Source organism: Streptomyces sp. XM4193, assembly GCF_023072595.1.
In the GTDB taxonomy this organism is placed as follows: domain Bacteria; phylum Actinomycetota; class Actinomycetes; order Streptomycetales; family Streptomycetaceae; genus Streptomyces.
Genome location: NZ_JALLGK010000007.1, coordinates 319,135 through 330,932, shown reverse-complemented (window position 1 = coordinate 330,932; position 11,798 = coordinate 319,135). Strand labels below are relative to the sequence as shown.

Annotated in this window: 9 protein-coding genes; 5 read left to right on the top strand and 4 right to left on the bottom strand. The window is 72.7% G+C overall.

What is annotated here, in order from left to right:
* Nucleotides 1-122: 122 nt before the first annotated feature.
* The 4 genes from MTQ01_RS19555 to MTQ01_RS19540 all read right to left on the bottom strand — a co-directional run bounded on the left by MTQ01_RS19555 (nucleotide 123) and on the right by MTQ01_RS19540 (nucleotide 5,670).
* Nucleotides 123-1,820, bottom strand: coding sequence for a hydantoinase B/oxoprolinase family protein (locus MTQ01_RS19555; RefSeq protein WP_247491966.1), 1,698 nt, complete (start codon nucleotides 1,818-1,820; stop codon nucleotides 123-125).
* Complete coding sequence (locus tag MTQ01_RS19550) at nucleotides 1,817-3,871, bottom strand: hydantoinase/oxoprolinase family protein (protein ID WP_247491965.1); 2,055 nt, start codon at nucleotides 3,869-3,871, stop codon at nucleotides 1,817-1,819. The genes MTQ01_RS19555 and MTQ01_RS19550 overlap by 4 nt, the downstream gene beginning before the upstream one ends.
* Before the next feature lie 239 nt (nucleotides 3,872-4,110).
* A complete protein-coding gene (locus MTQ01_RS19545) occupies nucleotides 4,111-4,389 on the bottom strand; it encodes a hypothetical protein (protein WP_247491963.1) in 279 nt (92 codons plus the stop codon).
* A 264-nt stretch (nucleotides 4,390-4,653) separates the two neighbouring features.
* Nucleotides 4,654-5,670: an ABC transporter substrate-binding protein gene (locus MTQ01_RS19540; protein WP_247491961.1), complete on the bottom strand. Its 1,017-nt coding sequence runs from the start codon at nucleotides 5,668-5,670 to the stop codon at nucleotides 4,654-4,656.
* Between the two features lie 83 nt (nucleotides 5,671-5,753).
* On the opposite strand from MTQ01_RS19540, the gene MTQ01_RS19535 reads away from it, so the two are divergent.
* The 5 genes from MTQ01_RS19535 (at nucleotide 5,754) to MTQ01_RS19515 (ending at nucleotide 11,782) form a co-directional block, all read left to right on the top strand.
* Nucleotides 5,754-6,806 carry an iron ABC transporter permease gene (locus tag MTQ01_RS19535; RefSeq protein WP_247491958.1) on the top strand — a complete coding sequence of 351 codons (1,053 nt, stop codon included), beginning with the start codon at nucleotides 5,754-5,756 and terminating at the stop codon, nucleotides 6,804-6,806.
* Nucleotides 6,803-8,083: an iron ABC transporter permease gene (locus MTQ01_RS19530; RefSeq protein WP_247491957.1), complete on the top strand. Its 1,281-nt coding sequence runs from the start codon at nucleotides 6,803-6,805 to the stop codon at nucleotides 8,081-8,083. The genes MTQ01_RS19535 and MTQ01_RS19530 overlap by 4 nt, the downstream gene beginning before the upstream one ends.
* Before the next feature lie 134 nt (nucleotides 8,084-8,217).
* Entirely contained in the window at nucleotides 8,218-9,012 is a 795-nt protein-coding gene (locus MTQ01_RS19525; RefSeq protein ID WP_247491989.1) for an ABC transporter ATP-binding protein, read from the top strand.
* A gap of 487 nt (nucleotides 9,013-9,499) precedes the next feature.
* Nucleotides 9,500-11,089 carry an aspartate aminotransferase family protein gene (locus MTQ01_RS19520; RefSeq protein ID WP_374207804.1) on the top strand — a complete coding sequence of 530 codons (1,590 nt, stop codon included), beginning with the start codon at nucleotides 9,500-9,502 and terminating at the stop codon, nucleotides 11,087-11,089.
* Nucleotides 11,090-11,206: 117 nt separating this feature from the next.
* A complete protein-coding gene (locus tag MTQ01_RS19515; RefSeq protein ID WP_247491955.1) occupies nucleotides 11,207-11,782 on the top strand; it encodes a hypothetical protein in 576 nt (191 codons plus the stop codon).
* Nucleotides 11,783-11,798: the final 16 nt, after the last annotated feature.

Here is an 11,798-nt window from a genome sequence, read left to right as displayed (position 1 = left end):
CGTGCCCAACCGCCGTGCCCAACCGCCGTGCGCCGCCCCGCCGTTCGCCCCGAGCGTCCCCGCGGCCCCGGCGGCTCGTCCCCGCCGGCCCGCCCGCGCCGCGCGTCAGTCCGCGCCGTGCGTCAGTCCGCGGGGGCGGCGTACGCGGTCCGCGCGGCTTCCGGGGTGATGTGACCGTCCCGCAGATCGGCGGCGACCGCGGTCCGGTCGCGCTGCTCGACCGGACCGAAGCCCCCGCCGCCGCCGGTGGCGCACCGCACCACGTCGCCCGCGCGCAGCGCCATGCCGTTGCACTTGAGCAGTCGGCGCTCGTCCTCGCGGCCGGGGTTGACGACCACCTCCGGCGGCGCGGCGTCCCGGCCCTCGAAGAGCCCCCAGGCCGGGGTCAGCGAGCGCTCGAACCACAGCGAGACGGTGCAGTCGGCCAGTGCCTCGTACTCGCGGACCACCCCGTTGCCGCCGCGCCACCGACCGGCTCCGCCGGAGTCGGGGCGGATGCCGTACTCCCGGACGCGCAGCGGGAACCGGCTCTCCAGGACCTCGACGGGGATGTCCTTGAGCGAGCCGTTGACGTTGTTGATCAACGCGTCCTGGCCGTCCGAGCCCTCCCAGGCGCCCCAGCCGCCGAGGGTGGCCTCCAGGCTGACGTACGGCCTGGTGTTGCGGGGGTCGACGCCGGCGAACATGACGATCATCGAGTCGCCGTGGCTGGCCGCGGCGACCCGGTCGGGGAGCACGGGTGCGAGCGCCTTGGCCACCAGGTCGATGAGCAGACCCAGATGGGAGAAGTACCACTGGCAGGCGGCGGGCGGCAGGGCGCCGAAGACCGAGCCCTCCCGGACCCGTACGGACAGCGGTCGGAAGGAGCCGCCGTTGCCGGGGACGTCCGGGCTGACCAGCAGCTTGTAGCCGACCCGGCAGGCCGAGACGGCCTGTGCGGCACCGCAGTTGATCGGCCCCACCGTCTGGTCGGCCGATTCGGTGATGTCGAACTCCAGCCGGTCGCCGCTGACGGTGACGCGCAGCCGCACCGGGACGGTGGTGTCCAGGTCGATGCCGTCGTTGTCGAGCACTCCCTCGGCGGTGTACACCCCGTCGGGGATGCCGCGCACGACCTCGCGCTCCAACTCCTCGGTCTGGCGGAAGATCTCGTCCCGGGCCGCGCGCAGCCGTGCGGTGCCGAAGCGGTCGACCAGCTCGGCGAGCCGGGTCTGGCCCATCCGGATGGTGGCGATCATGGCGTTCATGTCGCCGGTGGTCGGGTACGGGAAGCGCACGTTGGTGGCGATGGTGTCGATGACGCCCTTGACCTCCTCGCCGCCCTCGACGAGCTTCTGCGGCCCCATCCGCAGACCCTCCTGGAAGATGTTCACCGAGTCCATCGACCCGCCCGGGTCCTTGGAGCCGACGTCGATCCAGTGCGCACGCGTCGCGGTGAAGCCGACCAACTCCTCGTCGGTGAAGACGGGGCCGAAGATGGTCACGTCGTTGAGGTGGGTGCCGCCGAGATAGCTGTCGTTGAGGATCCAGACGTCACCGGGCTGCCACACCTCCCGCCCGAAGCGCTCCTCGGTGGCGCGGGTGCAACTCTCCAGGTTGCCGAGGAAGATGGGCAGTCCGGCGGACTGGCCGAGCACCTGGTGCTCGTCGTCCAGCAGCGCCACCACGCAGTCCCCGCACTCGTAGATGATCGGGGTGTAGGCCGAGCGCATCAGGGTGGCGTTCATGTCGTCGGCGGCGGAGATCACGGCGTTGCGGATGATCTCCACGGTGACCGGGTCGACGGTGACCGGGTCGAGTGTGGTGTCCGGAGCGGTCACTTCTTCTCCTCGCGTATGACGAGCGAACCGTGCGCGTCCAGGCGCAGCCGGTGTCCGGGCGGTACGACGGTCGTCGCGGTCGGCTCCCGCACGAGTGCGGGGCCGCTCAACTCGTGGCCGGGCGCGAGCACTTCGCGGTCGACCACGACGGTCTCCAGCGGTCGGCCGTCGAAGACCACCGGACGGGTGCGGTGCGCGAAATCCTGGTGCGCGGCCGCGGGCAGCAGCTCGGGCGGCGCTGCGTCCAGCGCACCCAGCGCGGTGGTGCGCAGCGCGACGAACTCCAGCGGGGCGCCGGGGTTGGCGTGGCCGTACCGCTCCTGGTGGAGGTCGGCGAAGCGCGCGGCGATCCTGGCCGGGAAGTCCTCGTGCAGCGGCTCGCGCGGGTCGGTCAGCGGCACGGTGAGCGTGTACTCCTGCGCCTGGTACCGGATGTCGGCGGCGCACTCGGTGCGGCGGCGTGCGGCGGGCACACCCTCGCTGTCCAGCGAGCCGAGGGCTTCCGCCGCGGTCTTCTCCAGCAGCTCGGCCATCTCGGCGCGGTCGAGGTCCTCCTCGGGCCGGAAGAACGGCTCCGCGAAGTCCCGGCGGATCTCCGTCTCCAGCATTCCCCAGGCAGAGAAGGCGCCGGGGAAGCGCGGGACGACCACTTCGGGGATGCCCAACTCCCGTGCCAGGGCGACCGCGTGCATCGGCCCCGCGCCGCCGAAGGCGACCAGCGAGAACTGCCGCGGCTCGATGCCGCGGGAGACGGTGATGGTCCTGACCGCCTGCGCCATCTTGGCTCCGGCGACCTCGCAGATGCCCTCGGCCATCGCGACCGTGTCCAGGCCCAGCCGCTCGCCGAGCGATCCGACCGCTTCCAGGGCGAGTTCGGAGCGCGGCGCGAACTCCCCGCCGGCGAAGGTGGCTTCGTCGATCCTGCCGAGCACCAGGTCGGCGTCGGTGACGGTCGGTTCGGTTCCGCCGCGCGCGTAGCAGGCAGGGCCGGGAGTGGCGCCGGCGGAGCGCGGGCCCACCCGCAGCCCGCCGGCCTCCTGCCAGGCGACGCTGCCGCCGCCGGCGCCGATGGTGTGGATGTCGACCACGCTCATCAGGACCGGCAGCCCCTCCAGCCGGGCCTCGGAGGTGACATCCGGTCGGCCGTCCACGACCAGCGAGACGTCGAAGGAGGTGCCGCCCATGTCCATGCAGATCAGATGTGGCCGCTCCAGCGTCCGGGAGAGTGCGACGCCGCCCATGGTGCCGCCGACCGGTCCCGAGAGCAGCGTCTGCAACGGGCGATGACGTGCGGAGTCGGCGGTGTTGACGCCCCCGGAGGACTGCATGACGTGCAGTGGCACCGCGAGCCCGCGCTGCTTCAGGGTCGCGCCCAGCGTGCTCAGATAGCGCTGCACCACAGGCCCGATGTACGCCTCCAGCACGGCCGAGGAGGTGCGCTCGTACTCCCGCCACTCGTTGGCGGCCTCGTGCGAGAGCGAGACGGTGACGTCCTCGCCCAGCTCCTCGCGCAGGAGTTCGCGGGTGCGCAGCTCGTGTGCCGGGTTCGCGTGGCTGAAGAGGTACGCCACGGCGACCGCCTCGAAACCCTCGTCCCCGAAGCGGCGGGCGGCGCGGCGCACCGCGTCCTCGTCCAGCGGCGTCAACTCGCTGCCGTCGGCGGCGAGTCGGCCGCCGATCGGCTCGATGTCACCGCGCGGCACCAGCGGTTCGGGCTTGCGGTAGTGCAGGTCGTACAGCCTCGTCCGGGGGCCCCGGGCGATGTGGTACGTGTCCGAGGCGCCTTCGCTCGCGAGCAGGAGGACACGGGTGCCGCGGCGCTGGAGGAAGGCGTTGAGGCCCTGGGTGGTGCCGTGGACGAGGAAGGAGATGTCGGCCGGACCCGCTTCCCCGGGCGGTAACACTGTGGACAGCGCGGCGATGACGCCCTCGGTCAGATCGTGCGGAGTGGTCGACGCCTTGCCCGCGCGATAGCGACCGGTCCTCTCGTCGTAGGCCACGACATCGGTGAAGGTGCCCCCGATGTCCATGGACACACGCAACCCGCTCATCTTCGAGCCCTCGCTTTGTGCTCTCGGTGGCATGAACGCGCTCAGGCTAGGCGAATCGCGACAACTTCGTCAGGGGTCAAGCGGGTTGTCGGCCATGACTGCGACCGGAAAGATGCAGGTGGGGGCCGTGGGAGTGGTGGAGCCGGTGGGGAAGGCGGAGGCAACGGGGTGTGGGGGACGCGGCGGAGAGAAGTGTCGCAGGGTGCGGGTGCGGTGGCGGTGCGGGCACAGGTCCGGTGCTACTGGCGAGGCAGACGAGGTTGGCGGCGTCGCCAGGTGGCGTAGTCCACCAGCGTGGTCCACTCCTGGTCGAAGTCGCCGGGGACGGTGCGGTGTTCGGCGCTCCACTGGCGCGCCAGTGCGGCGTAGATGGGGGTCGGGGCGGCCTGCTGAACCGTTTCGTCTGCTGCAGACCCGGAGGGCTTCCGTTCGCCCGCGAGGAGGGCGTCGGGCCTTCGCTCCTCGGGTCGTTCGCTCCGCCAGCGGGTCGCGGACTGTGGGGTACTGGTGGAAGTCACGTTTCTTCAACGCCCCACCGGTGCCCGGGGTCACGCGCCCCGCACATCGGGACGCGCATCGCTCGCGCACCCCGCGCGCACTCTCCCGCTCACGCCCGTCCCGCACGCCCGCACGCCCGCCCGTCCCCACCCGGCCGGCCGCACGTCCGCATGCCCCCGCACGTCCCCGGCCGCACGCCCTCGTGCGCCGTGCACCCGCCCGGACGCGGCGCGAGGGCCGGAACCGGCGGTCCGGTCCCGGCCCTCGCGGGCGCTGCGGCGGGGTCAGTTGCGGGCGGCGTCCACCTTGTACGTCTTGGCGATGTCGTCGAGCACCGAGTCGGCGCCGTAGAGGCCGACCGCCAGCATCCACGTGATGTCGCTCATCTCGTGGACCTCGCCCTTGAGTTGCTTCCACAGCGGATTCGCCTGGAACTTGTCCTTGGACTTCTGCGAAGCGCCCTCGGGGTCGGGGAAGGCGGTGACGAAGATGTCGTCGGCGTCGATCCGCTTGATCTCCTCCTCGGAGATGTCCGCGTTGAAGCCCTTGCCCCGGGCGTCCTCGGGCATCTCGAAGCCGAGGTCGCCCACGATGACGCCGGTGTAGGTGTCCTCCTTGTACAGGCGGGTCGGGCCGTCGACGAAGCGCACCACGGAGACCGTCGGGTTGCCGTCCTCGGACTTGCGGACCGCGTCGCCGATCGTCTTCGCCCGCTTCTCGAAGCCCTCGATCCGGTCCTTGGCCAGGTCCTCCTTGCCGAGGGTCTCGCCCACCAGTTCCAGGTTCTCCTTCCAAGTGGCCCCGGTGGTCTCGGTGAAGACCGTCGGGGCGATCTTGGAGAGCTGCTTGTAGATCTTCTCGTGGCGGACCTTCGCGGAGAGGATCAGATCCGGCTTGAGCTTGATGATCTCCTCGAGCTTGACCTCCTCCAGGAGGCCGACGGGCTTGGCGTCCTTGCCGTACTTGCGGGCGTCGTCGCCGAAGTACTCCGGCAGCGGCTCGTCGGGGGCGGCGAAGGTGGTGTAGCCGACGACGTCCGTCTTGAGGGCCAGCGTCGCGTCGACGAAGGTCATGTCGAGGGCGACCACGCGCTCGGGGACCTTCTTGACCTCCGTCTCGCCCATGGCGTGCTCGACGGTGCGGGGGAAGGCGGAGCCTGAGGAGCCGGAGGAGCCGCCCTTGGACCCGTCCGTATCCTTGTCCGAGTCCGAGCTGCCACACGCGGCGGTGGCGAGCAGTCCGGCGGTGATGGCGACGGCGCCGACGGTACGGCCGAAGCGACTGAGCCAACGGGCTCTCATCAGGGGTCCCCTCTCTCATGGGATTGCGCGACCTAAAGATAGGCTCGCCTAACTTAAAGCACGGCGCCGCGGAGGGAATCGTGATGCAAGCGCTATCTGCGCCGCCCGCAGAACGGGTGACGTCGCAGGTCGCGAGGGGGCAGCGGGGCAAACGGTGGCTGGGGCTGCTGGTGTTGGCGGCGCTGGTCGCGGTGGCGGTGCTGCTGAGCGTCGCCTACGGGGCCAACTCGCTGACTCTCGGGCAGGTCTGGCACGGACTGTGGTCGCCGAACGGCACCGAGGGCGACATCGTGGTCCGCCGACTCCGGCTGCCGCGCACGGCGTTGGCGCTCGTCGCCGGACTCGCGCTCGGCGTCGCCGGGGCGCTGATGCAGGGCCACACCAGGAACCCGATCGCCGACCCGGTGGTGCTCGGCGTCAGCGCGGGGGCCGGGATGTGCGTGGTCGCCTCCATCTCGCTGCTGGGGATCGGGGGGCTCTACGGCTACATCTGGTTCGGCTTCGTCGGTGCGGCGGTGGCCAGCGCCATCGTCTACCTCGTCGGCACCCTCGCACGCGGCGGTGCCACCCCCATCACCCTCGCCCTGGCCGGAGCCGCGGTGCACGCGCTCTTCACCGCTCTCACCGCGGGCATGGTCATCATGGACCGCGCGGCCCTGGACACCTACCGCTTCTGGACCGTCGGCAGCGTCAGCGGACGCCCGATCGAGACGACCGTCCAGTTGCTGCCGTTCATCGCGATCGGACTGCTGCTCGCCGCCGCCAACGCACCCGGCCTGAACGCGCTGTCGCTGGGCGAGGACGTCGCCCGCTCGCTGGGCGTACGGATCGGCGCCACCCGGGCAACGGGGATGGCCGCGATCACTCTGCTCACCGGCGCGGCGGTCGCGGTGTGCGGGCCCATCGGATTCGTCGGTCTGGTGGCGACACATGTGGCGCGCCACTTCACCGGCCCCGACTACCGGTGGATCGTCGCGTACTCCGGGCTGCTGGGTGCCGCGCTCATGGTCGCCGCCGACACCCTGGGCCGACTGGTGGCGCGGCCGGGGGAGTTGGAGGTGGGCATCATGCTGGCGCTCCTCGGAGGGCCGGTCTTCGTCTACCTGGTGCGCCGTGTGAAGCCGGTGAGGCTGTGAACGACGACACCACCGGTACGGGTGGACGGGCCGCTGCGCCCGTCGACGACGGAGCAGACGCGACGACGGAGAAGACCGTGAGCGGAGCCCAGCGCGGAACCGGCGGCGAATCGGGGCCTGCGAGCACCGAACCCCCGACCACCGGACCTCCGAGCACCGGGCTTCCGGGCGGCCCGAAGGCCGGGCCTGCGAGCGCGAAGGCGCGCGGCGCCGTCGCCGTACCCGGCCGCAGACCGGTGCGGCTGGGGCCCGTTTCCACCGTGTGGCGCCCCCGTGCGGTGCTGCTGCCGATGGTCGTCGCGGCGCTGCTGTGCGCGGCGGTGGTGATGAACGTCGGACGCGGCGACATCTCCGTGCCGGTGCCGAACGTCATCGCCGTCCTGCTCGGCGGCGGCGAGGACATCGACCGGCTGGTGGTCTACGAACTGCGGCTGCCGCGCTCCCTGGTGGGGGCGCTGGTCGGTGCCTCGCTCGGCCTGGCCGGCGCCATCTTCCAGAGCATCGCCCGCAACCCCCTCGCCAGCCCGGACATTCTCGGCATCACCTCGGGCGCCGGCGTCGGTGCGGTCGCGGTGATCGTGATCGGGGGCGCCAACGGGGGAGTGGGCGGCCTGCTGGCCGAGGTGGGCGTTCCGCTGGCGGCAGTCGCGGGCGGCCTGGCCGCGGCGGGGGTGGTCGCGGCGCTGTCCCTGCGGCACGGACTCAGCGGCTACCGCGTGCTGCTGATCGGCGTCGGCGTCAACGCCGTGCTGACCAGCGTGCTCTCCTGGCTGCTGCTCAAGGCCGACATCGTGGACGTCGGACGCGCGCTGATCTGGCTCAACGGCAGCCTCAACGGCGCGGGTTGGGACACCGCCAGACCCGCGGCGCTGGCACTGGCCGTACTGCTGCCGCTCGGTGCGGTGCTCACCTTCCAGCTCGGCGCGCTCGCCTTCGACGACGACACCGCGACCGCGCTGGGCGTACGGCTGGCCCTCGCCCGCGGTGCGCTGCTGATCACCGCGGTGCTGCTGACGGCCACCGCGACGGCCGCCGCGGGGCCGATCGCCTTCGTGGCGCTCGCCTGCCCCCAACTCGCCCTGCGGCTGCTGCGGTCCGGCACACCGCCGCTGCTGACCTCCGCGCTGCTCGGCGCGGCGGTGACGGTGTGGGCCGACGTGCTCGCCCGCACCGCGTTCGGCGGTGTGGAGCTTCCGGTCGGTGTGCTGACCGCGGCTCTCGGAGCGCCCTATCTGCTGTACTTGCTCATCCGGAGCGGAAAGGCCCGTACGTCGTGACCGACATCCTCAAGGACCGCGGCACCCCGGGTGACCGCGGCGCCCCGAAGAACGGCGGTGTCCCCGACGGCAGCCCGCGCGCACGCCGTTCGCCGGAGGAGGCGAAGGCGCCCCGCACCGCGGACGGCCGGGCGGTGCGGCTGCGCGCCGACCGGCTGACGCTCGGCTACGGCGGCCGGGCGGTCGTCCACGAGCTGGATCTGGACATCCCCGACGGCTCGGTGACCGCGATCATCGGCCCCAACGGCTGCGGGAAGTCGACACTGCTGCGCGCCTTCGGACGGCTGATGAAGCCGATGAGCGGCAGCGCGCTCCTGGACGGAACGCCGATCCACCGGCTGCCGACCCGTCGGGTCGCCGAGACGGTCGGCCTGCTGCCGCAGACCCCGCTGGCGCCCGAGGGGCTGACCGTCGCCGACCTCGTCGCGCGCGGTCGGCACCCCCACCAGACCTGGTACCGCCGCTGGGACGCCGGCGACGAGGAGGCCGTCGCCCAGGCGCTGCGCCGCACCGGCACCTACGAGTTGGCCACGCGCACCCTGGACGAACTCTCCGGCGGTCAGCGCCAACGCGCCTGGATCGCGATGGCGTTGGCCCAGGAGACCGAGCTGCTGCTGCTGGACGAGCCCACCAACCACCTCGACCTCGCGCACCAGGTCGAGGTGCTGGACCTGGTGGGCGAGCTGAACCGGGAGACGGGCCGTACGGTGGTGGTGGTGCTGCACGATCTCTCGCTGGCCGCCCGCTGCGCGGACACCCTGGTGGTGATGAAGGACGGCAGGATCGTCGCGCAGGGGGCGCCCGCCGACGTCCTGACCGAGGAGCTGCTCGCCGACGCCTTCGGCCTCCGGGCGCGGGTGCGCCACGACGAGGAGACCGGCGTGCCGCTGGTCATACCGCTCAGCAGGCAGGCGGTGAGGAGCGACTGACGGGCCGTGGGCCCGCGGCAGGACGCGGCTCGGATGTGACCACCGCCATGGCGTTCCGAGATCCACGACCAAGGCGGTTAGGGTAGCCTAAGTACCTGCGTCGGTCGGTTGTCGCGCACGAGTCATGGCACCAAAACGGCCGTGGTCGATCCGTAATACCGCGGCAGTCCGGGCACACTGCACAGCAGCACTGACCCGCCAACTCGCCCACCTCTTCGAAGGGTTCGCTCATGCTGCGTTCTCCCTCCTCGGCGTGCCGGAAACCGTGCGTCCGCGCCGTTTCCCGCCCCGGCTCCGCCGCCCACGGCGGCAGAACCGGGACACCCGAGGTGCCCGAGGCCGTCGTACCCATGGATCAGGAGCCTGCCGCGTGAGCGAGTACGCAGCCGGGGCCGAGCGCCCCGCAACCGACGCCGACCCCGTACACGGCGCCGACCCCGTACACGGTGGCGGGTTCGCGCACCGCACCGAGAGCCGGGACCGCTCCGTGACAGCTCCGGCGGCCGGAGCAGCCCCGGCCGGAGCCGCCGCGGACGCCACCGCCGTCGCGGCGGGGGCCGGCGACCCCGCCGCGCTGCGTGCCCTGACCGCGGTCGCGCTCGAGGCGCTCGCCGACGGCGCCGCCCGACGGGACGGCCCGCTGCCCGCCGGCGGTCCCGAGGAAGTCGCCCGGCGGACCCGGGCGTTGATCACTCCGCTCCTTCCCGAGCAGGGTGTCGGTGCCCAGGACGCGCTGTACGACGTCGTACGGGCCGCCGCCGAGGGCGCCGCCGACCCGGCCGACCCCTACTGCGTCGCGCACCTGCACTGCCCGCCGCTGGCCGTGGCCGCTGCCGCGGACCTGGCGGCCTCCGCGCTCAACCCCTCGATGGACTCCTGGGACCAGGCGCCGGGCGCCGCGGTCATCGAGGAGGAAGTCACCGCGGAACTGGCCTCGTTGGTCTACCCCCGGGAGTCCGCCCCGGACGCGGTGATCACCAGCGGCGGCACCGAGTCCAACCTGGTGGCGCTGCTGCTGGCCAGGGAGCGCGCCCAGGCGCGCGGCGAGCGCACCGTGCAGGTGCTGGTCGGGGAGAACGCGCACCACAGCGTCCGACGGGCCGCCTGGATGCTGGGGCTTCCGGTACCGGTGACGGTGGAGTGCGTGGAGGGGCGGATGGTGCCGGCCGCCCTGGACCGGGCGCTCGCCTCGCTCGGTGGCGGTCCCGCGCTGGTGGTGGCGACCGCCGGCACCACCGACGAGGGCCTGATCGACCCGCTCGCCGAAATCGCCCGAGTCTCCCGGGCGTTCGGCGCCGAGATGCATGTGGACGCCGCGTACGGCGGACCGCTGCTGTTCAGTCCGGAGCTGGCGCCCCGGCTGCACGGCATCGAGGAGGCCGTCTCGGTCACCTACGACCTGCACAAGCTCGGTTGGCAGCCGGTCGCCGCGGGCGTACTCGCGGTCGCGGAGGCGGACAGCCTGAAGTTCCTCTCGCTGAGCGCCGACTACCTCAACGCCGACGACGACACCGAAGCCGGCCTGCCCGACCTGCTCGGCCGCTCCATCAAGACCTCCCGGCGCCCGGACGTGCTGAAGATCGCCGCCACCCTGCGCGCGCTGGGCCGCGACGGTCTCGGCCGCACCGTCGAGCACTGCGTGCGCACGGCGACCCGCTTCGGTCAGGACATCGACCGGAACGAGGCGCTGCGCCGCCGGACGGGGGCTGAGGGCATCTCCACGGTGCTCTTCCGGCCCGTCGCGGCCGACCGACTGCCCGACGAGGCCGGTGACGCGCTCGTCGCGGCGATCCGGCGGCAGCTGCTCGCCGAGGGGCTGGCGGTGCTCGGCCGGGCGACCGTACCGGACTCCGACGGGGTCAGGCGGGTCTGGCTCAAGGCGACGCTGCTGCACCCGCGCACCACCGCCGACGATCTGGGCGGACTGCTGCAACTCGTCGTGGAGCGCGCGGAGTTCCTGGCCGGGCAGGTGCCCGGACCGCGGCAGGGACAGCCCGCGCCGCGGCAGGGACAGCCCGCGCCGCTGGAGGGGCCCGGCTCGTCCGCCGCCACCCGTCTGCAGTCGGTGACGCTCTGAGATGACCGGCCTCTTAGCCCACCCCCCGACCCGCCGGGCCGCACCGGGTCGTCGCCGCTGAGCGACGGCCCCGGCCGCCCGCTCACCGACCCTGCCACCGCCCGAAGGGGATGCCGCATGAAGAACGCCACCACCGAGAGACCCGCCGGCGCAGCACCGACCTTCGTCCGTCTGGACGGCCCGGCCGTCGCCGCGGACCCGCAGCCCTTCGCCCGGGCCTACGAGCAGTGCTACGCACACGCCGCGCAGCTCAGCGACCACAGCGACCCGCCGATCGGCGACCGGCTGATCCGGCACGGCGACCGGCCCGGCTTCGAGCTCCTCGCAGCCATGGACGGCGAACGGGTCGCCGGCTACATCTACGGCTACACCCTCCCCGTCGACACCCTCTGGTGGGACGGGCTCGCCCCGGCGCCCGCGCCCGAGCTGATCCGCGAATGGCCGGGCCGCACCGTGGGCGTCTGCGAGCTACTGGTCGGACGGCCGTGGCGGCGCTCGCAGTTGGGGGCGCAGCTCTTCGACGGATTCCTGCGGGGACGGACCGAGGAGCGTGCGGCGGCACTGGTGGCGGAGGGCAACGACGTGATCCTCGACCGCTGCGAGAAGTACGGCTTCGCGCACGTGGGAACGATGGAGCCCTACCCGGGTTGGCGGCCGCACCACATGGTGGTCCGCTCCCTGCGCACCGGCTGAACCGCCCGCCGGCGCG

What these genes read in the sequence shown, in the direction of transcription:
- MTQ01_RS19515 (WP_247491955.1), top strand. Translation starts at nt 11,207, where the DNA reads ATGAAGAACGCCACCACCGAGAGACCCGCCGGCGCAGCACCGACCTTC.
- MTQ01_RS19535 (WP_247491958.1), top strand. Translation starts at nt 5,754, where the DNA reads ATGCAAGCGCTATCTGCGCCGCCCGCAGAACGGGTGACGTCGCAGGTC.
- MTQ01_RS19540 (WP_247491961.1), bottom strand. Translation starts at nt 5,670, where the DNA reads ATGAGAGCCCGTTGGCTCAGTCGCTTCGGCCGTACCGTCGGCGCCGTC.
- MTQ01_RS19550 (WP_247491965.1), bottom strand. Translation starts at nt 3,871, where the DNA reads ATGAGCGGGTTGCGTGTGTCCATGGACATCGGGGGCACCTTCACCGAT.